A 25183-nucleotide genomic window follows, 5' to 3' on the forward strand; every position below is an offset into this window, starting at 1 on the left:
AATCTTTCAAGGTCTTTAACTTCTCCAAATCCTTTTGAAATACTGTCGATAATCTTGTACATTTCTTCAGTTCCAACACGGCAAGGTGTGCATTTGCCACAGGACTCATGTCTGAAGAAGTAGGCAATGTTTTTTGCAATATCAACAATGCACCTATCCTCACTTAAGACAACAATAGAACCTGATCCAGGACCTGCTTCAATTAGAGCAAGCGAGTTGAAGTCAACAGGAGTATCAATTTCGTTTGGAGTAATAAGGCTTCCTGAAACACCTCCAAGTATAACTCCTTTAAGTTTCTTCCCACCTTTAATTCCAAATCCTACATCATTAATTATGGATGAAAGTTTCACTCCAAATGGTATTTCAATAACGCCTTTGTAATTTACATCGCCCATAAGGCTAAAAAGTTTTGTTCCGTAAGAGCCCGGCACACCGAATTTCTTAAACCACTCTGCCCCGTTAACAACTATCGGTGGAACATTTGCAAGAGTCTCAACATTATTAATTACAGTTGGTTTTCCCCAGAGTCCACAGGTTGGCGGATATGGAGGCTTTTTCCGTGGCTCACCACGTTTACCTTCTATTGATTCAATAAGTGCGGTTTCCTCTCCACAAATATAAGCGCCTGCTCCCTTTTTAATTTCTATGTCAAAACTAAACCCAGAGCCTAAAATATTTTCACCAAGGAAGCCGTATGAACGAGCCTGGTTAATAGCTTTCTGGAGCCTCCTGATTGAAAGGTCGTATTCGCCTCTAATATAGATATACCCATAATTTGCACCTGTTGCAAAACCAGCCAAAATCATTCCCTCAATAAGAAGGTGAGGGTCTCCTTCCATTATTACCCTATCTTTAAAAGTCCCTGGTTCACCTTCATCAGCATTGCAGATAACATATTTAACATCACTTTTTGCTTTTGCCGTAAATTCCCACTTTTTACCAGTAGGAAATCCAGCCCCACCACGCCCTCTTAATTCAGATGCCTTAACTTCTTCCAAAACCCATTGAGGCCCTTTTTCTATCGCCTTCTCTAAGGCAAGATAACCGTCCTCTGCAATGTATTCCTCTATGGACTCTGGATTGATAACACCTACTCTCTTTAATAAAACTCTTTTCTGAATAGAAAGGACTCTTTCTGCACGGCTTTCAGTTACTGTAACATCTTTCTTGCCAATTTCATGGGCAAGTTCCTTTACTATTCTTCCTTTTAAAAGGTGTTCTTTAATAATTCGAGGAACATCATTTTGAGTAACAGGTGCATATATAACGCCATCGGGATAAACCGCTATTGCAACACCGATATCTTCAAAACCAAGACTACCGGTTGGCGCAACGAGAACTTCTTCATCAAGCCCGAGAGCTCTCAATTCTTTAGAAATAAGTTCTTCAATCTCCTTTGCACCTTTTGAAAGGCTCTTTGAATCCTCTGCAACAAGAATGTGACTTCTGTACATTTTCATAGGACACCCTCCCGCACCTTCTTAAGTATGACCGGGATATCTTCCTCCTTGAGATTTCCAAAAGGTACATCATCAATCATCATAGAAGGTGCAATAGAACACATTCCAAGGCAACTTGATTCTTCAAGCGTGAATTCTTTATCTTCAGTTGTTTCGCCAAAATCTACCCCTAATTCCTCCTTGAGTTTTTTAACAATTTTTTCACCATCTGCAAGATGACATGATAAACTTCTACAAACCCTTATAATATGCTTTCCTCTTGGCTTTACAGAAAACATGGTATAGAAGGTAACAACACCATAAACTTTTGCAGGGCTTGTTTTAAAAGTATCTGCTACTTTTTTTGCCAGATTTTCTGGAACATAATTTTCAGGATTTGATTCCTGAATTTCATGCAGGACGTCTATTAACGACTTTCCCTTCATTTTTTGCCCCCCTCATTGAACAAACATTTGCAGGACACTTTTTGTCCTTTATATGTGCAATGTATTCATCCCTAAAGTATCTAAGCGTTGACAAAACAGGATTAGGTGCAGTTTGCCCTAAACCACAAAGAGATGTTAACTTAATAATATTCCCAAGTTTTTCAAGCCTGTCAATATCTTCCATTGTGCCATTTCCTGAGGTAATTTTTTCAAGGATATTTAACATCTGCCTTGTTCCTTCTCTACAAGGAGTGCATTTTCCACAGGACTCATCAACTGTAAATTTCAGGAAGAACTTTGCAACATCCACCATACAACTTGTCTCATCCATAATAATAAGCCCACCTGAACCCATAATTGTGCCAAGTTGTGGAAGGTTTTCGTAGTCCATAGGAACATCAAGATATTCTGCAGGAATAACTCCACCAGAAGGTCCGCCTGTTTGAGCTGCCTTAAACGTATGACCCTCGGGAATACCTCCTCCAATATCAAAGACTATTGTTCTAAGAGGTGTTCCAAGTGGCACTTCGACTAAACCCGTAATATTAACTTTTCCTGCAAGAGCAAAAACTTTTGTCCCCGGGCTTTTCTCCGTTCCAAATTTTCTAAAGAATTGGGCTCCCTTTTCTATAATTACAGGGACATTTGCAAGAGTCTCAACATTATTTATTACAGTCGGCTTACCAAATACACCTTTTTGTGCGGGGAACGGTGGCTTCTTTCTTGGCTCTCCACGCTTACCTTCAATAGAGTTTATAAGAGCCGTTTCTTCGCCGCATACAAACGCACCAGCACCCATTCTCAACTCAATATCAAAAGAAAAATTCGTTCCAAAAATATTTTTTCCTAATAAGCCTGCTGCTCTTGCTTGCTTTATTGCTATCTCAAGCCTCTTAACTGCAAGTGGGTATTCTGCTCTTACATAGATGTAACCTTTCTGTGCACCAATAGCGTATCCTGCAATAGCCATTCCTTCAAGGACTGAATGCGGGTCTCCTTCAAGAATCGACCTATCCATATATGCCCCAGGGTCCCCTTCGTCTGCATTACATATTATGTATTTGGTGTCGGACTGTTGTTTATACGCAAATTCCCACTTCTGACCAGTCGGGAAGCCTGCTCCTCCACGACCTCTTAATCCTGAATCCTTTATAACCTTAATCACATCTTCAGGAGTCATTTCTGTAAGTGCCTTAGCTAAGGCTTCATAACCACCCTGTGCAATGTATTCGTTTATATCTTCCGGATTAATCAATCCGCAGTTTCTAAGAACTATTTTAGTCTGCTTTGCAAAGAATGGCACCTCGTTCAATGTAGGGAATTGTTTTTCTTCTTGTTTCCAAAGCAATCTTTTAACAGGTCTGCCTTTAAGGAAGTGCTCTTCAACAATTTCCTTTGCATCCTCTGGTTTAACTTTTGTGTAAATAACCCCCTCAGGATATACAACCATAAGAGGACCTAACTGACAAGAACCCATACAACCAGTTTCAACAATATTTACTTCCTCTGTTAAATCGTGTTTTTTAAGTTCTTCTTTCAGTGCATCTTCAAATCCGTTACCACCCGCGGCAAGACATTGTGCTCCTGCACAAATAAGTGCATGAATTCTATAAATTTTCATGAATTACTCCTTTGCAATAACCCAATCGCTTACTATTTGTCCGTTAATTACATGAGATGCAACAATTTCTCTTGCCATATCGGGGGTAACATGCCCATAAAAAACCTTTACACCATCCCTTTCAACTACAACAACTGGCTCTTCAACATCAAGCCCCATTGAGCCCCTCTCTATGATCTGAACATCTGTAAAGTTCCTTTTCTGGAGTTCGTCAAGGATTGCAAGAAGCACATCCCTTGCTCCTGCTGCAATTCCAACAGTGCCCATGCTAATGTAGATTTTTACTTTTGCTTCTCCCTGTCTTGCTTTCAAAAATGACTGAGCCTGCTCTCTTAGTTTTCTCAATTCTTCAATTGATTTAATTTTGTCCATTTAAGCACCTCCATGCAATTCTTTTATTCTTTCGCTTATGAATTCTTTAATTCCGTTCAAAACTAAAGGAGTACAAATAGTTTCATTGCAAATATTCCTCAACTCTTCTGTTGAGATTTCAAAAACATTCCCATTAACTTCATGCCTGTACTTCAGATTTACCTCGGGATGGGTTGCTAAAACCGTAACAATTGTACTTGGCAAATCACCAAGAGGAGGTGTATCGATATGAGATTTTCTGAAACAAATTTTGACTCTTGTTCCCTTCCCTTTCTCGCTTTCAATATATACACCACCATCGCAGGACTCTGCTTCAAGTTTTAAAAGAGGAAGTCCCAGCCCGACCTTCTTATTTGTTGATGTTGTTGTAAAAGGATCAAAAACTTGTTTAATCAAGTTTTCGTCCATCCCACACCCATCATCCTTAATTTCTATAGAAATTAAATCCTTGTAATCATCTTCTATAATATTTAATTCAATATTTTTCGCATTTGCCTTTAGAGAATTCTCTATTATATCAAGGATGTTGAGCGAAAGTTCTTTCACTCCATATACCTCTCAAGAATTTCTATTGCTTTTTCGGGGGTTAACTTTCCATAGATATCTTTTCCGTCAACTGCCATAGCAGGCGCAAGACCACAGCAACCAAGACAACGCACAATTCTTACAGCAAATTTTCCGTCCTTTGTGATTTGATTTGGCTTAATGCCTAATTTTTCGCAAAGCGCGTTTAAAACAGACTCTCCACCTTTAACATAGCAGGCTGTCCCCATACACATCATAATGACATGATCTGCATCTTTTGTTAATTTGAAGAAATTGTAAAATGTAACAACACCATAAACCTTTGATAGTGGAACTTTTAGTTTTTCTGCGATGTAGACAAGGACATCTTTTGGAAGATAACCAAGAGCCTCCTGAGTACCATGCAAGACCTGAATTAGCGACTCTGGCTTTGCTCCCCATTTTCTTATTTCCATGTCTACCGCAGGGAAGTTTTTTGTATCCATCTTTCCTCCTTTCGAAAATTATACTTTTACTTTCTTTTCCTTACCCAAATAAAGTTCACTTACTTGCTCTATTATATCTCTGAACTTTTCGTTTTTTAATCTATAATACACATTACGTTTCACTTTTCTTCTCGAAACCCAGCCTGCTCTGTAAAGCCTATAGAGATTTAAAGATACCGTTGGTTCTTTCATTTTTAATTTTTCGACAATTTCTTTCACTGTATGCTCACCAGTTGTTAAATAACACACGATTGCAACCCGTATTGGATTGCCAATAGCAGATAGGAATTCCGACGCTTGAACGCATTTACTAAAACTATCGCAGAGCAATTTCCTTTTTTCTTCCATCAATAATTATTTTATACAAAAATGAAAATTTTGCAATATATTCAATAACTTTTTCACAAAAAAATTTTAAAATAGAATAATGTTTATAAAGTTTTTTGATTTTTTATTTTGCTTACTTAATGTGAAAATTTTATCTCTTTTAATATATGAAATTTTTTCATTTTTGATAAAATATTAATGTGAGAGTAGAAGAAATTATTAAAACAGTTAACGCCGAAGTGCTTCAGGAAGTTGGTAATTGGGATGCAAACATTAAATACGGATTTGCTGCAGACCTCCTCTCAGATACACTTTTTGTTATAAGCAGGGAAGAAGAATCTATTCTATTAATAACTGGCGTAACGAATCCATCAGTTGTTAAAACAGCAAAAATACTTGATATTCCCGTAGTATTAATTGCAAGAGGAAAACCCGTCGAGAAAGAAACAATTGAACTTGCAAGAAAAGAAAAAATAATCATCTTAAGGACGCCCCATATAGTGTTTGTTACATGTGGTCTTTTGTATAAGGCAGGACTGGAAGGAGCACCTTGGAAGATACAATACTAATTTCTGAATTTTTTGTTTTTGGAGACGATTTTGATCATCTCGGTGACGGGACATTAAAAACAAGAGAAAGTCTTAATTCAATGCTCGATGAGTTCGACATTTATAGAAATAATCCTGCACATAAGAAAGAGAATCTTAGAAGAGTGGGTGTGTGCTCATACGAAGCAGAGTCAAATATTGTAATACATGCAAAGTTCGGAATAATAAAAACTTTTGCAAATAAAGAGAAGATAAAGACCATTGCAAAAGACATTGGACCAGGAATATCAAAACTCCTTCTTGCGTTAACTCCAGGCTACTCTACTGCTTCTGAAAAAGCAAGAAAGTTGGGATTTGGGGCAGGGATGGGATTAAAAAATATCCAGAAAATTTCAGATTTTTTTATCATAACCTCAAAATTCGGAAAAGGGACATATCTTGCATTCGAGGTTTGGAATAGAGAAGTTTCCAAAGGGGAGGTAAAAATGAAGATTAGAGACCTCATAGATGAACTTAAATTAGAGGTACTTACAAGTTTTAATGAAAAACAACTCGATAAAATTATTGATAGCGCTTATGCAGGCGATCTTTTAAGTAGAGTCCTTGCTAAAGCAAATGAAGATAGTGCATGGATAACAATTCAAACTAATGTAAATGTGGTAGGCGTAGCGGTAATAAAGAGGGTACCAATCATAATCGTAACAGAGGGAGAACCTATACCAGAAGAAACAATTAAAAAAGCGGAGGAAAACTCCGTTATAATAGCACGGACAATGCTTCCAACATTTGAATTATCTGGAAAACTCTATACTCTTCTTGAAAGAGAAAGGTCTAAATAACTTCTTCAACTGAATAGATTGTTATACCCTGGTAATTCTTTAATTTTGGATTATCATCAACAACTACATCTGTAAGTCTTAATTTCTTTGCAATTAGTATTGCTTCACCTGTGGAAAACTTGCCTGATACTCTTTTTGCAATGTCTTCAGCAAGCCTCTCCTCGATAGTAGTAAGCCCTATAACTGTAATCCTATATCTACCTTCGACGATATCTGCAACTTCACTCTTTTGAGAAGCCGAAATACATGCTTTAGATAATAAGTCGCTCTTAAGAGATGTTGGAATATCCTCTTTTCCATAAATTTTTCGTAGAGCGCCTGCATCTGCAACAAATTTAGATTTTAGTTCAACCTTTATAAATGTTTTCTCTTCTCCCGTAGAAACTTCACCTAAACTTTCTTCTTTTTTAACCTCCGCAGTCTCTTCGGGCTTTATTTCTTCTTTCTTTAATTCTTTTTTCTTTTTATTCTCCTCTTCGAGTTTCTTTATGAGTTCTTCAAAAGTTGATTTAAACTCTTCTTTTTTGCCCTTCTCTTCTTTAACTTCTTCCTTCTCTTCAGCTTTAGGTTCTGCTATTTTACTTATCTCTTCAGGGATTTCTTCAAGATTAGGTTGTGCAAAATCAGCAAAGGACGGTTCGTGTTCTTCTAAAATCTCTTCCCTGGGCGCCTCCACTTTAGCTTCTGTCGGTTTTTCCTCTTTAGGTTGCTCAATAACCTGAGGTGTTGCTTCTTCCTTTTCAGCCGGTGCGATTGTTCCTTCGGACGTTATTAGTTCCTGGGTAGTTTTCTCTTGCGGAAGGACCTGCTCTTCCTGAATTGTTTTTTCTGGAACCTTCTCTTCAATCCTCACCCCTTCTTCTTTCCCTACGGGTTTTTCGACTTCCTCTACCTTCGATTCCAGAACTTCCGGTTTTTCTTTAATTAATTTAACAGGCTCTTTTACTTCTTCTTTTATCTCCTTAAGTTGTTCTTCCTCTTTTTCTTTGGGTTGTTCTTTCTCAATGGTTAGTTTTTCGGTTCTTCTTGGAGGGACTGGTCTAAAGACTCTTCTTGTTTTCTCAATCTCTTCTTTTGGTGTTTCTTCAATAATTTGCTCGGGTGGTTTAATAGGTATAGTTTTTACTTTCGGAGGCTCACCTACGCCAAACTCTTCCCTTGCAGCTTCTACCTTTTCTTCCTTTACTTCAAGATCTTTAACATTAAATGCAATCGGCTTTTTCTTCACTTCTTCAACGCTTACAACAGGGATGTTCCTCTTTTTGCCTTTCGGAATGATGAGGATTATGACAATCAAAACAAATAGGAAGAATATTATTGATGAAATCAAATCTACAGTTATATCTGGAATATAGTTTTTAACATATGGGTATATTTGTTCAGAAATCGGTCGTAAGAAACTGAGAATATTTGATGCAACACCTTTGAAGAATGTACTCAAGACACCTCCAATATTTTTTAAGTTGTCATTGGAAAGTATTCCTACAAAAAATGCAGAAACACTTTTAGAAATTTGGATAATGTAGTTTTTTACATTGTTAATCAAATTATTGAAATTATTACCTGTTGAAGGTTTCTCTGTGTTATTATTCTGAGATTGCGTTGTCCCGCTTGCGTTGTTGTTACCACTTGCTACGACAACCTTTAAAGGATTGTAATTATCAACCGGCAAAAGTGTTGTAAAAATTTCTTTGTTACCCTCGATACCAAGGTCAAAAACTGCAATCGGTTTATTTGAACTTATATTTACTGGAGAGAAACTTTCAGAAAATAGGAATGTTTTAGACTCAAAAGCATTTAAAGTAAAACTGTTTCCGTTTAAAGATACACTTGTAGATGGATCAATGCCGATTATAACAACTCTTCTTTTTCTTTCTCCGAATGTATTAGTAACCTTACCTGTATGGAATTTAAAACTCGTGCCATTTGCAAATGACGGTATTTGTTCACCATCAACATTCCCAAATTGACCGTAAGTGTATATTAATACGGGCTTTGTAAATTCTACAAAAACCTGTTTGTATTCTGTTTCGTTGGGCTTATACTCATTTGAATTCAGAATATCAAAATACTTGAAATCATTTGCCTTTTCTAACTTTACGGTGCTACTTTTATCATTATATTTAACAGTAACCTCTGTATCATCAAAAATCGAAGACACCCCTAACCCACCAAAAGAGATAGCATTTGCCGAGTTTATCCCATAAAGAGTTGAAAACACATTATCTTCTGCGTAACCAAATTCAATAAGAACAGGGGCACTTGATGTAACTGTATAAACTCCTTCCTGTAGCTTCGTATTACTGTAATATGAATTTGCTTTTAAAAGTGTTTCAGCAATTACACTTCCATCGCTTTTCACAATCTTAATGTTTGTGTCGGTAGTTGCTGTAATGAAAAGCGTTTGCGGAATGTAAAGCGTGAAATATGTTCCATAGACTGAGGACATATCATCAGACGAATTCTTTTCAAAAGGTGGTGTAAGTGTAGAAAGTTCGGCAAAAACGGGCAATGTTGATTTTAGTTCAAAAACTGAATCGTAAGTTAATTCAACAAATGTAAATTGAGATGTATCAAGATCTTTTTCGAAAATGGTCTTCGAGTTTTTGGTATCTACTACGGCTATATGGTTCCCATCGCCATAAGATACAATAAAAACTTTTCCTTTTTGAGGAATAATAAATTTGGTACCGATAAAGTTAGGCACATAGAAATCTTTTAGATTACCTCCAGCACCTTCATTAACAAGGGTTAAAGTTTTCTTTTCGTTAGGTGCAAGAGAAATTGCGGATTTAAAAACAAATTTATCACCACTTTGAGAGAAAACAAGAGGAAGGGGAGTATCGCCATAAGTTAATTTAAAGTTTTGGAAGCCTTGCAAATTGCTTTTATCGACTTCAAATGTAAAAGATTTAAAGATAGGCACATTAAGTGTATTTTCAACATTAACAGTTACCCCATCCGCCCCAAATACACTGGGCGCCATTGTCAATAAAATCAGTAAAGTCAAAAAACAAACCCAAAACTTTTTCACTTTATCCCCTTCCTATATAATACAACTAAAACTTAAAATTTCAAGACTGCGATTTTGCCTCCTCCATAATTTTTCTTATTTTCTCTTCAACCTCTTTTCCACCAACAACACATGCATCATATGAAGCCCTTCCTTCAGCAATTGCTTCAGCGCAGGGATGACACCCTGGAAAACCACATGCACCGCACTCTCCATGTGGAAGCACTTCATAGATTGCCTGTGCTAAAGGACTTTCCTCAACTTTAAATTTCTCATTAAAAACACCCAAAAGCACGCCAAATAACGCTCCAAGGATTCCGAGAGTAAAAACAGAGATTAAAATATCTTTCATATGCCGCTCCTATTTAATCATTCCACTAAATCCAAGGAAAGCAAGAGAAAGAATACCAGATATCATAAAGGCTATTGCCTTCCCTTTGAAAAATTCGGGAACATCGGAGTTTCTTAATCTTTCCCTAATGCCTGCAAGAAGAAGCATTGCAATTGCATAGCCAAAGGAAATTCCAAATCCTGAAACAATCGATTCTACAAAATCGTAATGGTTCATTGAATTAATAAATGTTACTCCAAGTATAAGACAGTTTGTTGCAATCAAGGGAAGATAAATACCCATTGCCTTGTAAAGATTTGGGGATGCCTTTTTGATATACATTTCAACAAGACCTACAAAAGAACCAATAACGAGAATGAATGCAGTGATTTGAAGGGCAGATTGAAGTCCTGTTGGTATAAGAATCCAGTTGTCAATCATCCAGGCAAGAATCGAGGATGAAACAGTAACAAAAATAACTGCAAAACTCATACCAATGGAATTTGGCAAACTGTCAGTAAGACCGATATAAGAGCAAAGTCCCAAAAACTGAATAAGAATAATATTATTTATAACTGCAGAAGATACAAAAATCTTAAGAAGATTCTCAATATAACTCATTTTTTACCTCCCTTTTTCCTGAGGTAGGTTTCAATTGCACCTGTAAGGATACCAATCATAATAAAGCCTGAAGGCGGAAGCACCATAAGAAGCATCGGTTGGTATGAGTCGGGAAGAATTTGAATACCTGCAAGAGCACCTTTTCCAATAAGTTCTCTTACAACGGCAATTGTTAAAAGAACAAGCCCATAGCCAATTGTGTTGCCTACACCATCCAAAAATGAATCAAAAATCCCATTTTGATAGGCAAACGCCTCTGCTCTACCTATAATAATGCAGTTTACCACAACAAGAAGGATATAAAGTTTTATTATCTGGTAAACGGCATTGAAGTATGCTTGAGAAATAAGTGCTGCTATAGTCGTAAATGCAGCGATAACCGTAACAAATATAGGAACTCTTATTTCGTTAGGAATTATTTTTCTCATCGCAGAAACAATTATGTTTGATGGTATCTGAACCATTGCAAATGCAAAAGTCATAAGAAGCGCACTTTGAACAGAATTAGAAACAGCAATAGTAGAGCATAAGCCAATCGAAATTATCAAAACAGGGTTATTTGGTATGATTGCATTCCAAATTATATCAAGTTTCTTTTTCATTGCCCTGCCTCCTTAAGATAAGAGACAATTGCCTGACCTGCAACTTTTACACCAGTCGATACTGCACGAGAAGTTATAGTTGCACCACTCATTGCAATAATATCCTCTTTAGGTATAAGTTTGTCTTTCTCAACATTTTTCCCTATAAACTGACCCAGAAAAGTTATTTTGTTCTTCTTATCAACATAATATTTAGGATTATCAGCATTCGCACCAAGTCCTGCAGTTTCGTTCAACTTAAGAATCTTAACTCCTGAAACAGTTCCATCACTTTTAATACCTACAAGCATCTCGATAGGTGCTTGAGAACCAGGAACTACAACTCTTGCAACCATTCCAACGTTTTTCTGAGTTGACTTATCCTTTACAAGATAAGACTCAGTTATTTGAACAGATGGGTCTCCGGAGCTAATAGGTTTATCCAATTTTACAAACTCATAATCGCCAGGAAAAATTTCAGAAAGTCCCTGTTGAAGAGCCTTTAGGTCCTGTGCTTCAATAATAGGTTTAGTTATCTGATAAACAATAGCAAGTGCAAAACCAGTAATAGCAGCAATAAGCCCCAAAGTTATAGCAAACTTAACAACACTTTTCATTTTGCCACCTCTTTTTTAGGGAAAACACCATAAACCCTTGGCATAATCTTATCAAAATAAGGAACAACTGCGTTTCCTAAAAGAATTGAAAACATAACACCTTCTGGGTATGAACCAAACTGTCTTATCAATACAGTAAGGAAACCAATAAAGATTGCATAGTAAACTTTTCCAAGTGGAGTGATTGGTGAAGAACTGTAATCAGTTGCCATAAAGAAGGCACCGAGGAAAAGCCCACCTGCAAGAATCGAAAATAGCGGATCCCTTCCAAAAAGAGGAGAAAGAACAAATACAGTTGCAATATAAATCACTGGTATCTTCCAGTCGATAACTTTCCTTGCAATAAGATATATGCCGCCTATCAAGAGAAGTAGAGCGGAAGTCTCACCTAAACTACCTCCTATCGTGCCAAGGAAAAGTGCCTTGTAAAGATTTGCCTTTGTCCCAAACTCTGAAAGTAATTGTGCATATCCTTGTAACTTGACAACATTTAAGGGTGTTGCAGTGGTAATTACATCGAGTGGCTGATTAAAGGCTGAAAAGGGCTTCACCCAGGTAGTCATTTGGGTTGGCCAGGAAACCATTAAAACCGCTCTCCCCACAAGAGCAGGGTTAAATGGATTCGACCCAATGCCACCAAAAATCATCTTTCCTAAAAGGATCCCAGAAAATGCACCGATAACAACCATCCACCATGGAGATGATGGAGGCAAGGTCATCGCAAGAAGAAGCCCCGTAACCGATGCGGAAAGGTCGTTTAAAGATGGCTTTTTATGGAAAAGTAAGTTTCCAACAACTTCAGCAAGTACTGATGATACAACAGAAACTAAAACTACAATCAATGCCCTTATACCGAATATAAAAATACTTCCAATAAGAGCAGGGGTAAGTGCGATTATCACATCTCTCATTATGGAGGTGGTTGTAACTTTGTCTCTTATGTGTGGCGCTGATGTAACAACAAGGTCTATATCGTAATTAGCCATTTTTTACCTCCTTTTGGGAGTTCTCTTTTTCTTTCATTCTCTGTGCCTTTAACTTTTCAAAGGCTGCCTGTTTTGCTGCTTCAATCTTTCTTTGCTTTATAATTGCCTGCTTTACCTTCTTTATGTTCTCTGTTAAATGCCTCTTTGCTGGACATACATAAGAGCATACACCACATTCGATACAGTCAAGAGCATGAAGTGATTCTGCAGTTTTGAGGTCGTTCTTTCTTGAGGCATGATCAATGAGAACTGGCATAAGTCCCATAGGACAAGAGTCAACACAACTTGCACACCTAATGCAGGGTGATTCTTCTTCCGGTGCCATTTCAAGGGCTTCATCACCAAACATAAGAATGCCGGAAGTTCCCTTAAGAACCGGCACATCAACTGTTGACTGGGCAATTCCTGTCATAGGACCACCAAATATGAGTTTTCTTAATTTTCTATTAAGTCCAAGCGTTTCTATGATAAATGAAGCAGGAGTTCCAATCCTGATAATGTAGTTTCCTGGCTTTGAAACTGCATTTCCTGAAACCGTAACGCCTCTTTCAATAAGAGGTTTGTCCTCGAGCACTGCCTCGGTAATTGCTTTGAGTGTCCCAACATTTTGGACAACCACTCCAACATCAAGAGGCAAACCACCTGAAGGAACCTCTCTTCCAAGGACAGCCTTGATGAGTTGTTTTTCTCCTCCCTGAGGATACTTGGTTTTTACAAGGACAACCTCAACATCTTTTACCCCTAACTCATTTATCTTATTTTGAAGCACATTTGCTGCATCGATTTTGTTCTCTTCGACTGCAATAATACCCTTCTTTGCACCGGTTATCTTCATCTCAATGAGAATTCCTTTTATTATCTTCTCAGGGTATTCAAGCATATTTCTGTGGTCAACAGTAAGGTATGGTTCGCATTCAGCACCATTTCCAATGATTGTATCAATAACCTTTCCCTTTGGAGGAGTTAGTTTTACAGCAGTTGGAAATGCCGCACCACCTAAACCGACTATACCTTTTTCTCTAATAATTTTTACAAGTTCCTCACCCGAAAGATCCTCAAAAGATGATCTTGGGGTAAGTTCAACCCAGTCGTCTTTGTAATCGTTTTCAATTACAACACTTTGAACTTTTGCACCAGTTGGGCACAATCTCTCTTCAATTGCAATTACTTTTCCAGAAACGGTTGCATGCACAGGCGCAGAAACAACTTGTGTAGAATCCCCAATCTTTTGTCCAACCTTTACATAGTCACCCACTTTTACTGTTGGAGTATTGGGTGCACCTGTGTGTTGCTGGAGCGGAATAACTGCAATTGGAGGAGCATTAAAAACTTCAAAAGGCAGATCTTTTGTTAGTTTACTCTCATCCGGATGAACGCCACCGGGTGAATAAGTAAATACTTTCATATTTCACTCCTTTCGTTCTTCAAAGATAAAGCCACAGTAAGGACAAATTTTTGCATCCTTCTCTACGATTGCTCCACATTGTGGACACTTCTTCTTTAACTGAGTAAAACAGTGCGGACAGAACAAATAGTCACTTCTCACTTCTTCACCACAAACTGGACATTTGTACAACTCTTTCTCGATCTGTATTTTGTAGTATTTCTTCTGAAGTTCTAACACCTCCTTCCTTTCTTTTTCCTCGTTTAATTCTTCGAGTGTATAAGGACTCCTTACCATAAGGTAAAATACAAGAGGCAGGATTCCACCAAGCAGGATTGTTGCAATTAACCAGCCTTTAGCGTTACCTCCTCTTAGCCTGCTGTCGTTATACACATAAATCGCAATGGTTACAATTAGTGCTAAAAGCGAAAGAATAATGATTAAGATATCTGCCGTTGAAAAATTAGGTAAAACTGTTTTAATTACTTCAATAATTTTTTCCATTCCTTACTATTATATTTAATTTGTTGTAAAAGTAAAAATATTTTCAAGAGTTCTTACAAAACCAACAAGATAAAGCGACCCTGTAACAACAAGCGGTGTGTTGGAAGCATATACTTTTGCACGAAAATACGCACGTCTTGGGTCTTCCTCTATAGAAATCTTCTCGGGAGGAAAAAATTCCCTTGCGCAGGCATAGAGATCCATCACATCCATTGCCCTTGAATAGGAATTTGGCGTTGTTGTAATAAATATATGCGAAACTACATCCTTAATGTTTGAAAGAAAATCTCTTACATTTTTATCCGAAAGCATCGAAAAAAGCAATACAACATTACCCTTAACTACGCTTTCAATCGACTCTTTTAAAGCAAGAGACGAAGCATCATTATGTGCACCATCAAGAATAATGAGCGGTTTTTCAGAAATGATCTCAAACCTTCCCGGCCAAAAAGCCTTTACAAGGCCTTTTCTTATAGATTCAAATGAATACTCAACTCCGCTTACAATTATAGATTGAACTGCAAGAGAGGCATCTATAACCTGATAATCCGCAAGCCCTTTAATTTCCAGGTTTCTAATCTCTATTTCTGGATTCTTTGAAACAAAATCAAAAATAGATTTCCCATTTTCTTTCCTTACGTTTATGGCTTTAAAATCCTTTCCATATTCATAGTAAGGCGAATCATTTGCAATTGCCTCTTTTACGATAACTTCACGAGCATCCCCCGACTTTACGCTAAACACTACAGGGGATTTATGTTTAATAATCTTAGACTTTTCGTAAGCAATCTCTTTAAGAGTATTTCCAAGATATTTCTGGTGGTCAAAACTTATGTCTGTAATAATAGACACAACGGATTTTTCGATTACATTTGTTGCATCAAGCCTTCCACCAAGACCAACTTCAAGAACTCCAAAATCAACTTTATTTCTAAGAAAATACAGAAATGCCATTATGGTAAAGGTCTCAAATGTCGATGGAAGAAAATTCTCTTCAAGCGTCTCGTATATCTTCTTTAGTTCAACCCAAAGAGAAACAAACTCTTTTGGTGTGATAAGTGAACCATTTATGCTTATCCTTTCGAGGGTGGAAATAAGGGAAGGAGAGATGTAAAGCCCCGTTTTATAATCATGCGCTCTAAGTATTGAGGCAATGTAATTCGAAGTTGAACCTTTACCTTTTGTCCCTGTTATATGAAAATAGGGCACTTTCTTTTCTGGATTATCCAGTATCGAAAGTACCCTTCTTATGCTTTCAAGCCCGTATTTTGCAGGCTGATTTATTTTTCCACCTAAAGCAAAAATTTCATCTAAACTTTCTGAAAGTCTCACTAACCTTCAAGATCCTCGATGTGGCTTAAAAGTGCAGCCTTTGTCTTCTCAAGTTCTTTCTGTCGCTCTCTATCTTTTGCTACAACTTCAGGTGATGCCTTCTCAAGGAATACAGGATTCATAAGCCTTGAACTAATGGATTTTAATTCTGCATCAACCTCTTTTAACTTCTTTGCAAAACGCTCTTTTTCTTTTTCAAGATCTACATCAAATGGAAGTTCCATATAAACTGTTGTCCCTTGAACAACTGTCTTTAAAACCCTGGTTGGCTTTTTATCAACATAAGTAAGATTTGAAAGGTGGGCAAGTTTTAGAATCTTATCTTTTTCGGTGTTTATAAGATTTACTTCATTCTCGTCAAGAGAGGCAAAATATGCGTTAAGAGGAGTAACAACAGGAATTCCCAACTCTGCCTTCAAACTTCTTAACCCTCTTACCACTCCAAAAATGAACTCTGCATCTTTTTCAATTTTGTCGTTTATAAGGCTTTCCTCAACCTTTGGGAACTCTGCTTTTATAAGAGGCTTTTCAACAAATGGCACATAAGAGTAGATTTCTTCTGTTGCAAATGGCATATACGGATGAAGCATCTTTAAAATTGAAACAAGCGACTTCCACAAAAGATACTGCACTGTTTTCTTCTTTTTCTCATCGTCCCCGTAGAGCCTTACTTTCGACAATTCAATATACCAATCGCAAAATTCTCCCCAAACAAATTCGTAAATTCTTCTTGCAGCCTCTCCAAGATCGTATGCATTCAAATACTCAACTTCCATCTTAAGATGCCTGTTTAATCTGCTTAAGAACCACTTATCTTCAAGTTCAAGGTCGAGGTCTTTTTCGTCAATTTCATTTGGGTTAAATCCCTCAAGGTTCATAAGAACAAATCTTGAGGCATTCCATATTTTATTTACAAAGTTCCTTGAAGCCTTCAGTTTTTCTTTCGAGAGATTAATATCCTGACCGCCAACCGTCGTAAGCGAAGCAAGTGTAAACCTTAAAGCATCAGCGCCGTATTCATTAATAAGGTCGAGTGGATCAACGATGTTCTTAAGGGATTTACTCATCTTTCTTCCCTTTTCATCCCTTACAAGTCCGTGTAACATTACTGTATAGAAAGGCTCTTTTTTCATAAAGTGCATTCCGCTCCAGATCATTCTTGCAACCCAGAAGAAAAGGATATCATATCCAGTAATGAGAAGTGTAGTTGGATAATAGTAATTGAGTTCCGCAGTATCTTCTGGCCAGCCAAGTGTAGCAAAAGGCCAGAGAGCAGAAGAAAACCAAGTATCGAGTACATCTTCATCCTGTTTTATATGCGTGCTTCCACATTTTGGACACGTTGTAACAGGCTCTTTTGAAACGATCACTTCACCGCAATCCTCGCAGTAGTAAGCAGGAATCCTGTGCCCCCACCACAGTTGCCTTGACACACACCAATCCCTTATGTTGTTCAACCAATCATAATAAACTTTAACCCATTTTTCTGGTGTTATTTTTACTTTTCCTGAAGCTACCGCCTCTTTTGCCTCTTCTGCAAGCGATTTCATTGAGAGGAACCACTGCTTCGAAACAAGCGGCTCAACAACAGTATGGCACCTCTGACAATGTCCTACTGAGTGGACATAATCCTCAACCTTAAGAAGATACCCATCTTTTGCAAGGTCCTCTACGACTTTTTCTCTTGCTTCCATCGTTGTAAGTCCAAGGTACGGCTCAGGAACATTTATCATCCTTGCAACATCGTTAATAACAGTTAACGAAGGAAGGTTATGCCTCTTTGCGATTTCAAAGTCATCGGGAGAGTGGGCAGGAGTTACTTTTACTGCGCCTGTCCCAAACTGAGGGTCAACTGCAGTGTCCTGAACAATCGGTATCCTTCTTCCAACGATGGGAAGAATTACATATTTTCCAACAAGATTTTTGTAGCGCTCATCTTCAGGGTGGACTGCAACAGCAGTATCGCCAAGCATTGTTTCTGGTCGGGTCGTTGCAACAACGATATAATCGTTACTATTTTCAAGTGGATACTTTATGTAGTAGAGTTTTCCTTTTTCCTCTTCGTACTCAACTTCAATATCGGAGAGTGCTGTGTGACATCGAGGACACCAATTGATTATTCTTTCGCCCCTGTAAAGCAAACCTTCTTCGTAATATCTTACAAAGGCTTCCAATACCGCATTTACATATTTCTCATCAAGTGTAAAACGCAATCTTCTCCAATCTGCGGACACCCCAAGTTTTTTAGACTGTTCAATGATAGTATTGCCGTATTGCTCTTTCCATTTCCAAACCTCTTCAAGAAACTTTTCCCTTCCAAGGTCATCCTTCTTTATGCCTTTCGAAAGCAATTCTCTTTCTACAACCGATTGCGTTGCTATACCTGCATGGTCAATGCCTGGAAGCCATAAAGTCTCTTTTCCAAACATCCTGTTAAATCTCACGAAAATGTCCTGCAAAGTGAAGTTCAAGGCATGTCCTATGTGTAATTTTCCAGTGACATTCGGGGGAGGCATAACTATAACAAAATTTTCTTTACCGGGGCGAACCTCTGAATCAAAGCAGTGCCCCTCCTCCCACATCCTATAAATCTTATCTTCTACATCCTTATGGCTGTATTCCTTTGCAAGTTCCATATTTAATCACCCTTATGCGGGATTTAAGCCCTTAAGGCCGCTTGGTTCTTCTTTTCGAAGAAGTGATATATTATGAAGTCTTTCAATAAAAATTTCTCCGTTATACAGGATAGCATTTACAAGATGACCACCTACAACGGAGTGATCGCGTAAGCCTATTGCAGTATGTACATGGATTACAAGGTCTCCCTCTTTTTCTGTTACGCCTATATTACCCTGGAGTGAAACAATTTCCGAAAGACCATCAAAGACCCTCGTTTCATACTCGTGACCATTCCAGAAGCCAATTTCTACTTTTCTAAACATTCCAATACCAGAAATAACTGCACTGTCAATTTTGTAATTTTTGCATGCAATTTTCAAGGACTCCATAAAGTCCTCGCCATCATAAAGCCTTATTGCAATAGTACTGTTACCTTCTTTTATAGTCATACTCAACCTCCTATGCGTTTATACAAGGTATATTATACTATATAGTAAGAATAAAATCAAAAGCTATTTTAAATTAAAAGCAAATCTAATAAAATTGGAGTATGAAAAACGATAGATATTTTTACATGGTTGCAATTTTGGTTTTGCTTGTTGACCAGATTTCTAAGATTATTGTAAGAAAGGCAATTCCTCCTGGAAAAGAGATTCCAATAGTAAAAGGGGTCTTTTCTCTTACTCACATTATTAATCCCGGGTCACTTTTTGGCTTATTCCAAAATGGGACATCAATACTTATCGTTTCTAGTTTTTTCGTCATGGCTGCCATAATATACATCGAGAGGATAATAAACATTCCTTATAAGGAATTGGCATTTGGGTTAATTTTGGGAGGAATTGCGGGCAACCTTATCGATAGGATAATTTTTAGAGGCGTAACCGATTTTTTGTTCATACACCACTTCCCGGTATTTAACATAGCAGACGCCTCAATCGATATAGGCATTGCAGTATTCATAATTGCGTATTTGAAATATGGAAAATAAAATTGTTGCAAGCACTTCTGATAGATTAGATAAGGTTTTAGAAAATGCTCTGCCTCAGATGAGCAGAAGTTATATACAGAAATTGATAAAAGAGGGCTTTGTTTCGGTAAACGGCAATGTTATCGAAAAGCCATCGCACAAAGTAAAAGAAGGCGATTCAATAGAAGTTAGAGAAAAGCCTCCAGAAGTGCTTAATGTAGAAAAAGAAGACAAGCCTTTAAAGGTTGTTTATGAAGATAAATATTTGCTTATTATTGATAAGGAAGCAGGAGTTACGGTTCATCCTGTTGGGAAGAAAACAACAGGCACTCTTGTAAACAGGCTCCTTTACCATGTTGAAGAACTTTCACAAATAGGGGGAGTTATTCGGCCTGGTATTGTTCATAGGCTTGATAGGGATACATCAGGACTTATGGTTGTTGCAAAAGAAGACACAGCCCACAGAGCCCTTTCTGAAATGCTTAAGAAGCATGAAATTAAAAGAAGATACATATGCCTCGTAAAAGGGACATTCAAGGAACGCACGGGCACTATAAACCTCCCTTTAAAAAGAGAACAGGGCACAACGAAAATGAGAGTGTCCGTTATGGGAAAAGAGGCAATTACGCACTTTAAAGTGCTTGAAGCAATTGGACCTTATACGCTTCTTCAAGTTGAACTTGAAACGGGAAGGACACACCAGATAAGAGTACATATGGCTCATATTGGACATCCTCTTGTAGGGGATACGGTTTACGGTAAAAGGGACAAAAATATAAATCTCGAAAGGCAATTTTTGCACTCTTATGAGATTTCGTTTATTCATCCTATAATTGGTAAGGAGTTGAGATTCGTTTCTCAATTGCCCAATGATTTAAAGGAAGTGCTTTTTGATATAAGGGAAAAATGGAAGAAAAAGTAATTGCGGTAAACAAAAAAGTTTTAAGGGACTTTGAGATACTCGACAAACTCGAGGTTGGTATTGAATTAAAAGGCTTTGAAGTAAAATCAATAAGAGAAGGAAAGGTAAGCCTTGATGGGGCTTATGTAAAGGAATCGAACGGTGAATTTTACATATACAAGATGTTTGTTGCAATGCCTCCATCAGTTCACACAAACTTAAGCGAAAAAAGAAAAAGGAAACTTCTTATGCACAAAAACGAGATTATAAGGTGGTCAACAAGAGTAAAAGAGCGAGGCTTAACCATACTTCCCATAGATGTCCACACCGCAAATAACAGAATAAAACTCACTATTGCACTTGTAAGAAAGAAAGTTCTGCATGGCGATAAGAAGAAATTGGAAGAAAAAATCACAAAAAGAGAAATGAGGAAGTACTGATGAAAAAGATAATTTCAATTTTGCTTTTGGTTATATTCACCATCACAAACATTTTTGCTATACCTTATGCAAAATCAGAAACTGCGCAGGAACTTCTCATTGTTAATACAGATGGAGTAAATGTAAGAAGTGCGCCTGGGACATATAACTCAGTACTTTTCAAATTGAGTAAAGGTACATATGTATTAAATATAGGAAGTGGAAAAGACCGAGATTCTGCACTATGGTATAAGATATACGACTTTAACACAAACAAATCTGGATATGTTGCATCGTACCTTTTGGATAAAACGGGGGTAACCATAAAGGGAGAGGATACAAAGCTAACCGTAAAAGTTAATGCAGACTACCTTAGTGTGAGGACAGGACCTGGTACTCAATTCAATCTTGTAAAAAGGCTTAACTACGGCACAAAAGTAAGTGTTGTTAGAATCGTTAAAAGAAGTGATGGAGAAGTCTGGTATAAATTCAAAGACGGAAATAACTACTACTTTATCGCAAGTTGGTACACGGTTAAAGTAGAGGAAACTTCAAATAATGAGGGAAATAATAATTCAAACCAGGGAAATAACAACAACCAGGGTAATAATACGAATAACCAGGGAAATCAAGGGACCACTCCTCAAAAGCAGAGTATCAACATTGCCGCAACCTCAACTGATTTCGTAAATTTGAGGTCTGGACCTTCAACAGATTACGAAAAAATTATACTCATCAACAAAGGAGACCCAATCACAATTATAGGCTTTGCAAAAAATCATAATGGAGAACTGTGGCTTCAGTGTACCTATAACGGCAAAGAAGGATTCGCAATTGGTGATTATTTCAAGTTTGATACAACAAAAGTAACTCTCGACCTTTCAACGCTTGGGACAGATGCAAAAACAAACGATAATACGAATTTAAGAGCAGGACCGCAAATCTCATACAATGCCTTAAAGGTTGTTCCTGTAAATACCTCCCTTAAAATTGCAGGAGTTGCACTGAACAAAGAAGGAGAAACATGGTTTGAAGTAAATTTTAACAACGCATATTATTGGGTTAGAAGCGACACATTAACCACAGTCAAAAAGGAAAAGGGATTAATTGAAAATGTCCTCTGGCAAATCTCTGAACAGGGTATAGATATCGTAATTAATGGTAAAAACTTACCAAAACCAAACATAAATATTTTAAGCGACCCAATAAGAGCAGTTCTTACATATGAAAATACGAATCTTCTAAATGCGCCAAAACAAACAGATTTAAATATATATCCTTTCACAAGGTATGTAGTCGAGGCTAATAACAACAATTCAACCATAACAATATACCTTTTAACAGAAATTCCTTATGAGTTTGAGGAAAAATCTAATACACAACTTGTTCATTTTAAACTCCCTAAAGTAAACGAAGAAATCGTCGAAATAGGCGGAAGCGTCATATTCACAAACATTCAAAAAATTGAAAATACAACTTATATTAGTCTTGATGACTTTTTAAACTTTTTCAACACAAAAATTGACGGCAATAACTCAGTAAGTTTCTTTGGAAGAACGGTTGAAATAAACAAAGACGACATTAAAGTTATAAACGACGAAAAATTTATTTCTGTTAAATCTCTACAAGATTATTTTGATGTATCAGTTACGGTAACACCAAATGAGATATACATAGACCCAATTTTACTTAACTTTAAAAAAGATAGTTCCGGCTCTATATTCACTTTTAGTTTCCCTGTCAAAGCAAAGAAAACCGTTCTTGGAAATAAAGATTACCTCGTCCTTTTAGCGGACACCTCAATAGAAATTCCTTACAAGAGCACAAAGAGAAACAATACGACCCCACCACAAATACAAATAGAGTTAAGCGAAGGTATAACCTATGAAGGCAAAGATAATGTCTTTATCTTAAAAGAAGGAGAAAAACCTTCAACAGGAATACTTTCAAATAGAATAATAGTTATTGACCCAGGGCATGGAAGTTACTCAGGGCAATACCTTGATGTTGGCGCAATTGGCTATTCAGGAACAAAAGAGGCATACATAGTCCTTGATATTGCATTGAGGCTGAAAAAACTGCTTGAAAGCGCAGGAGCAAAAGTTATCCTTACACATTCAACCGTAGATGATCCAAACAATCCAACTCTAAAAGGTAGAGCAGACTTAGCAAACTCATCTGGAGGAGACCTTTTCATTTCAATTCACCTAAACTCAAGCGTCAATAATGATGCCTCAGGAACTGAAACATATTACTGGTACGACACTTCAAAAAGACTTGCAGATACAATTCAAAACGCACTCGTAAACGAACTTGGCACTTACAACAGGGGCACAAAAAAAGATTACCTCTATGTCTGTAGAGAAGTAACTACGATGCCTGCAATTCTTACAGAGATTGGCTTCATCTCAAATCCAAAAGAAGAGGCGCTCTTAAAAGATCCAAACTTCCTCGATAAGGTTGCACAGGCGCTTTTTAAAGGAATTGTGAGGTACCTCAATGGCTAACCCAAAACCAATCGGCGTGTTTGATTCAGGTGTTGGAGGGCTGAGTGTTGTAAGAAGTCTCAAAAAGGTGCTTCCTAATGAAAATATCATATATGTGGGCGATTTAAAGCATTTCCCCTATGGAACCAAAGATGAGGAAACCGTAAAAACCTACGCAAAAAATATTACAAAATTCTTACTCGATAATGGCGTAAAACTAATAATTGTTGCATGTAACACAGTTTCTTCTATTGCCGTGGATGATTTGAAAAAGATTTCGAATCCCGTAAATGTTATTGGAATGATTCAATCAGGTGCAGAGTATGCCGTGAAAACAACAAGAAACAAAAAAGTCGGAGTTATCTCAACGCCTCTTACTGCAAAAAAACATGCCTACAAAATAGAAATTCAAAAACTCGATAAAGACATAGAGGTGTTTGAAGTTGGCTCACAGGAACTTGTTAACCTTGTTGAAGATGGTGTAAGTTTTAATGATTATGCCTGTGCCCTTGCAAGGGAAAAATTAGATGAGCCTCTCAAAAATGGAATTGATACTCTTGTCCTGGGATGCACTCATTTCCCCTTCCTCTACAAGGTTGTAAAAAGTGTTGTAGGCAACAATGTTGAAGTTATCGACCCTGCAGAGTATATTGCAGATAAAACAGTTAACTATCTTAAGGAAATCGGCTTTAACGAAGGAAATAGCAAAACCATATTTTACACAACAAAAGATAGAGATGCTTTTAAAGAGAAGCTTTCACTTTTCCTTAATATCGAAAACCCAGAAGTTTACGAAATTGATATCTAAGAAATTTTTAAAACAGCAGCACCTTTGATTTTACCGTGCTTTACTGAGAGAAGCGCTTCGTTTGCATCTTCCAATTTGAAAAGTGTAACTTCAGGCACTATCGGGATTTTTGATGCAAGATCAAGTGCCGAAACAACATCTTCCCTTGTCACATTTGCAACACTTAAAACACTTCTTTCTCCCCAGATAAGCGTATAATCAAAGGCATTTACAGGAGTAACTTTTCTTATTGCATTTACAACAATCAAGCCACCTTTGTTTAAATACGACAGTGCATATGGAATAATCTCACCAATCGGTGTTGTGTCGATTGCCTTATCAAACTTGATTGGAATTTCCGTAAAACTTTCAAATATGTAATCTGCACCCATTTCCTCTGCTAATTTTGTAGCATTATCACCCAATTTCCTTACAAAAACTACAATCTTTGAAGAAGGATTTAAATAGCGTATGTATTTATAAACTATGTGGTTTGAAGCGCCAAACCCAAAAAGAGCAACAGTCTCTCCATCCTTAATTGAAGCAAGTTTATATGCCCTGAATCCAACTGCACCAGCACACAAGATTGGAGGTGCTACCTCATCTTTAAGATTTTCAGGAATTCTATACGCAAAGTCTTCCTCCACAACCATATACTCTGCATAGCCACCATTTGCATCTGCACCTGTTGCAACAAATTCTTCGCAGAGATTTTCTTTACCTTCCTTGCAATAAGTGCATTTCCCGCAGGCATGGTAAATCCATGCAACACCAACTCTATCCCCTATGTCTAACTTCGTTACTGCACTTCCCTTTTGAACGACCTTACCTACAACCTCGTGCCCAGGAATGACAGGAATTTTTGGGAGCCTTCTTCCCTCAATTTCGTCAATTTCTGTATGACAAACACCACAATATGAAACCTTTATGAGGACCTCTTTTTCCTTTGGGTAGGGAACATCTACTTCACGCAAAACAAGAGGCGTTTCCTCTAATTTCCCAATTTTCTCTATAAACATTGCCTTCATCT

The 25183-nt window shown here is 37.4% G+C and carries 26 protein-coding genes; 7 read left to right on the top strand and 19 right to left on the bottom strand.

Features of this window, described 5'->3' with window-relative positions:
* From nuoF (JHC30_04290) to JHC30_04320, 7 genes are all read right to left on the bottom strand, one after another.
* The coding region (gene nuoF / locus JHC30_04290; GenBank protein ID MCI4463371.1) for an NADH-quinone oxidoreductase subunit NuoF at positions 1–1460 on the bottom strand (1460 nt) is incomplete at its 3' end.
* Positions 1457–1885: an NAD(P)H-dependent oxidoreductase subunit E gene (locus tag JHC30_04295; GenBank protein MCI4463372.1), complete on the bottom strand. Its 429-nt coding sequence runs from the start codon at positions 1883–1885 to the stop codon at positions 1457–1459. The genes JHC30_04295 and nuoF (JHC30_04290), both read right to left, overlap by 4 nt.
* A complete protein-coding gene (nuoF, locus tag JHC30_04300) occupies positions 1851–3506 on the bottom strand; it encodes an NADH-quinone oxidoreductase subunit NuoF (GenBank protein ID MCI4463373.1) in 1656 nt (551 codons plus the stop codon). Before nuoF (JHC30_04300) ends, JHC30_04295 begins: the two co-directional genes overlap by 35 nt.
* A gap of 3 nt (positions 3507–3509) precedes the next feature.
* Positions 3510–3878 carry a (2Fe-2S) ferredoxin domain-containing protein gene (locus JHC30_04305; protein MCI4463374.1) on the bottom strand — a complete coding sequence of 123 codons (369 nt, stop codon included), beginning with the start codon at positions 3876–3878 and terminating at the stop codon, positions 3510–3512.
* The gene (locus JHC30_04310) at positions 3879–4424 is read right to left on the bottom strand and encodes an ATP-binding protein (protein MCI4463375.1); all 546 of its coding nucleotides are present in this window, start codon (positions 4422–4424) and stop codon (positions 3879–3881) included. It lies immediately after the preceding gene.
* Complete coding sequence (locus tag JHC30_04315) at positions 4421–4888, bottom strand: NAD(P)H-dependent oxidoreductase subunit E (protein ID MCI4463376.1); 468 nt, start codon at positions 4886–4888, stop codon at positions 4421–4423. Before JHC30_04315 ends, JHC30_04310 begins: the two co-directional genes overlap by 4 nt.
* Before the next feature lie 18 nt (positions 4889–4906).
* Positions 4907–5236, bottom strand: a complete 330-nt coding sequence (locus JHC30_04320; protein ID MCI4463377.1) for a winged helix-turn-helix transcriptional regulator — start codon at positions 5234–5236, stop codon at positions 4907–4909.
* Positions 5237–5415: 179 nt separating this feature from the next.
* On the opposite strand from JHC30_04320, the gene JHC30_04325 reads away from it, so the two are divergent.
* Together JHC30_04325 and JHC30_04330 are read left to right on the top strand one after the other, a co-directional pair.
* A complete protein-coding gene (locus tag JHC30_04325) occupies positions 5416–5784 on the top strand; it encodes a hypothetical protein (GenBank protein ID MCI4463378.1) in 369 nt (122 codons plus the stop codon).
* Positions 5766–6602, top strand: coding sequence for a hypothetical protein (locus tag JHC30_04330; GenBank protein MCI4463379.1), 837 nt, complete (start codon positions 5766–5768; stop codon positions 6600–6602). Before JHC30_04325 ends, JHC30_04330 begins: the two co-directional genes overlap by 19 nt.
* Here the strand turns inward: JHC30_04330 and JHC30_04335 are convergent.
* Genes JHC30_04335 through JHC30_04385 form a run of 11 tightly spaced genes read right to left on the bottom strand, consistent with a single transcriptional unit; the run spans position 6595 to position 19039 of the window.
* A complete protein-coding gene (locus tag JHC30_04335; protein ID MCI4463380.1) occupies positions 6595–9636 on the bottom strand; it encodes a hypothetical protein in 3042 nt (1013 codons plus the stop codon). The two genes, JHC30_04330 and JHC30_04335, sit on opposite strands and share 8 nt — an antisense overlap.
* A 40-nt stretch (positions 9637–9676) precedes the next feature.
* Entirely contained in the window at positions 9677–9967 is a 291-nt protein-coding gene (locus JHC30_04340) for an RnfABCDGE type electron transport complex subunit B (GenBank protein ID MCI4463381.1), read from the bottom strand.
* Positions 9968–9976: 9 nt separating this feature from the next.
* On the bottom strand, positions 9977–10567 hold the full coding sequence (locus JHC30_04345; protein MCI4463382.1) for an electron transport complex subunit RsxA: 591 nt from the start codon (positions 10565–10567) through the stop codon (positions 9977–9979).
* Complete coding sequence (rsxE, locus tag JHC30_04350) at positions 10564–11169, bottom strand: electron transport complex subunit RsxE (protein MCI4463383.1); 606 nt, start codon at positions 11167–11169, stop codon at positions 10564–10566. The genes JHC30_04345 and rsxE overlap by 4 nt, the downstream gene beginning before the upstream one ends.
* Positions 11166–11765 (bottom strand): FMN-binding protein, encoded by a 600-nt coding sequence (locus JHC30_04355; GenBank protein MCI4463384.1) that lies wholly within the window; start codon positions 11763–11765, stop codon positions 11166–11168. The genes rsxE and JHC30_04355 overlap by 4 nt, the downstream gene beginning before the upstream one ends.
* On the bottom strand, positions 11762–12751 hold the full coding sequence (locus JHC30_04360) for an RnfABCDGE type electron transport complex subunit D (GenBank protein MCI4463385.1): 990 nt from the start codon (positions 12749–12751) through the stop codon (positions 11762–11764). The genes JHC30_04355 and JHC30_04360 overlap by 4 nt, the downstream gene beginning before the upstream one ends.
* Positions 12744–14156 (bottom strand): electron transport complex subunit RsxC, encoded by a 1413-nt coding sequence (gene rsxC / locus JHC30_04365; GenBank protein ID MCI4463386.1) that lies wholly within the window; start codon positions 14154–14156, stop codon positions 12744–12746. Before rsxC ends, JHC30_04360 begins: the two co-directional genes overlap by 8 nt.
* 3 nt (positions 14157–14159) lie before the next feature.
* Positions 14160–14639 carry a zinc-ribbon domain-containing protein gene (locus JHC30_04370; protein MCI4463387.1) on the bottom strand — a complete coding sequence of 160 codons (480 nt, stop codon included), beginning with the start codon at positions 14637–14639 and terminating at the stop codon, positions 14160–14162.
* A 15-nt stretch (positions 14640–14654) separates the two neighbouring features.
* Complete coding sequence (locus tag JHC30_04375; protein MCI4463388.1) at positions 14655–15971, bottom strand: bifunctional folylpolyglutamate synthase/dihydrofolate synthase; 1317 nt, start codon at positions 15969–15971, stop codon at positions 14655–14657.
* On the bottom strand, positions 15971–18607 hold the full coding sequence (locus tag JHC30_04380; protein ID MCI4463389.1) for a valine--tRNA ligase: 2637 nt from the start codon (positions 18605–18607) through the stop codon (positions 15971–15973). The genes JHC30_04375 and JHC30_04380 overlap by 1 nt, the downstream gene beginning before the upstream one ends.
* 12 nt (positions 18608–18619) lie before the next feature.
* Entirely contained in the window at positions 18620–19039 is a 420-nt protein-coding gene (locus tag JHC30_04385) for a DUF296 domain-containing protein (protein MCI4463390.1), read from the bottom strand.
* 101 nt (positions 19040–19140) lie between these two features.
* On the opposite strand from JHC30_04385, the gene lspA reads away from it, so the two are divergent.
* The 5 genes from lspA to JHC30_04410 are packed head-to-tail and all read left to right on the top strand — an operon-like array spanning position 19141 to position 24174.
* Positions 19141–19581 (top strand): signal peptidase II, encoded by a 441-nt coding sequence (lspA, locus tag JHC30_04390; GenBank protein MCI4463391.1) that lies wholly within the window; start codon positions 19141–19143, stop codon positions 19579–19581.
* Complete coding sequence (locus tag JHC30_04395) at positions 19571–20482, top strand: RluA family pseudouridine synthase (GenBank protein MCI4463392.1); 912 nt, start codon at positions 19571–19573, stop codon at positions 20480–20482. Before lspA ends, JHC30_04395 begins: the two co-directional genes overlap by 11 nt.
* A complete protein-coding gene (gene smpB, locus JHC30_04400; GenBank protein MCI4463393.1) occupies positions 20467–20901 on the top strand; it encodes an SsrA-binding protein in 435 nt (144 codons plus the stop codon). Before JHC30_04395 ends, smpB begins: the two co-directional genes overlap by 16 nt.
* Entirely contained in the window at positions 20901–23387 is a 2487-nt protein-coding gene (locus JHC30_04405; GenBank protein MCI4463394.1) for an N-acetylmuramoyl-L-alanine amidase, read from the top strand. The genes smpB and JHC30_04405 overlap by 1 nt, the downstream gene beginning before the upstream one ends.
* Positions 23380–24174, top strand: a complete 795-nt coding sequence (locus JHC30_04410) for a glutamate racemase (GenBank protein MCI4463395.1) — start codon at positions 23380–23382, stop codon at positions 24172–24174. Before JHC30_04405 ends, JHC30_04410 begins: the two co-directional genes overlap by 8 nt.
* Here JHC30_04410 and JHC30_04415 read toward each other — a convergent pair.
* A complete protein-coding gene (locus tag JHC30_04415) occupies positions 24171–25181 on the bottom strand; it encodes a zinc-dependent alcohol dehydrogenase family protein (GenBank protein MCI4463396.1) in 1011 nt (336 codons plus the stop codon). The two genes, JHC30_04410 and JHC30_04415, sit on opposite strands and share 4 nt — an antisense overlap.
* Between the last annotated feature and the right edge of the window lie 2 nt (positions 25182–25183).

Origin of the sequence: Caldisericum sp., from assembly GCA_022759145.1 — a bacterium.
In the GTDB taxonomy this organism is placed as follows: domain Bacteria; phylum Caldisericota; class Caldisericia; order Caldisericales; family Caldisericaceae; genus Caldisericum.

Coding starts and splice junctions, on each gene's coding strand:
- JHC30_04295 (MCI4463372.1), bottom strand. CDS start 1,885: ATGAAGGGAAAGTCGTTAATAGACGTCCTGCATGAAATTCAGGAATCA.
- nuoF (MCI4463373.1), bottom strand. CDS start 3,506: ATGAAAATTTATAGAATTCATGCACTTATTTGTGCAGGAGCACAATGT.
- JHC30_04305 (MCI4463374.1), bottom strand. CDS start 3,878: ATGGACAAAATTAAATCAATTGAAGAATTGAGAAAACTAAGAGAGCAG.
- JHC30_04315 (MCI4463376.1), bottom strand. CDS start 4,888: ATGGATACAAAAAACTTCCCTGCGGTAGACATGGAAATAAGAAAATGG.
- JHC30_04320 (MCI4463377.1), bottom strand. CDS start 5,236: ATGGAAGAAAAAAGGAAATTGCTCTGCGATAGTTTTAGTAAATGCGTT.
- JHC30_04340 (MCI4463381.1), bottom strand. CDS start 9,967: ATGAAAGATATTTTAATCTCTGTTTTTACTCTCGGAATCCTTGGAGCG.
- JHC30_04345 (MCI4463382.1), bottom strand. CDS start 10,567: ATGAGTTATATTGAGAATCTTCTTAAGATTTTTGTATCTTCTGCAGTT.
- rsxE (MCI4463383.1), bottom strand. CDS start 11,169: ATGAAAAAGAAACTTGATATAATTTGGAATGCAATCATACCAAATAAC.
- JHC30_04355 (MCI4463384.1), bottom strand. CDS start 11,765: ATGAAAAGTGTTGTTAAGTTTGCTATAACTTTGGGGCTTATTGCTGCT.
- JHC30_04360 (MCI4463385.1), bottom strand. CDS start 12,751: ATGGCTAATTACGATATAGACCTTGTTGTTACATCAGCGCCACACATA.
- rsxC (MCI4463386.1), bottom strand. CDS start 14,156: ATGAAAGTATTTACTTATTCACCCGGTGGCGTTCATCCGGATGAGAGT.
- JHC30_04370 (MCI4463387.1), bottom strand. CDS start 14,639: ATGGAAAAAATTATTGAAGTAATTAAAACAGTTTTACCTAATTTTTCA.
- JHC30_04380 (MCI4463389.1), bottom strand. CDS start 18,607: ATGGAACTTGCAAAGGAATACAGCCATAAGGATGTAGAAGATAAGATT.
- JHC30_04385 (MCI4463390.1), bottom strand. CDS start 19,039: ATGACTATAAAAGAAGGTAACAGTACTATTGCAATAAGGCTTTATGAT.
- lspA (MCI4463391.1), top strand. CDS start 19,141: ATGAAAAACGATAGATATTTTTACATGGTTGCAATTTTGGTTTTGCTT.
- JHC30_04395 (MCI4463392.1), top strand. CDS start 19,571: ATGGAAAATAAAATTGTTGCAAGCACTTCTGATAGATTAGATAAGGTT.
- smpB (MCI4463393.1), top strand. CDS start 20,467: ATGGAAGAAAAAGTAATTGCGGTAAACAAAAAAGTTTTAAGGGACTTT.
- JHC30_04405 (MCI4463394.1), top strand. CDS start 20,901: ATGAAAAAGATAATTTCAATTTTGCTTTTGGTTATATTCACCATCACA.
- JHC30_04410 (MCI4463395.1), top strand. CDS start 23,380: ATGGCTAACCCAAAACCAATCGGCGTGTTTGATTCAGGTGTTGGAGGG.
- JHC30_04415 (MCI4463396.1), bottom strand. CDS start 25,181: ATGAAGGCAATGTTTATAGAGAAAATTGGGAAATTAGAGGAAACGCCT.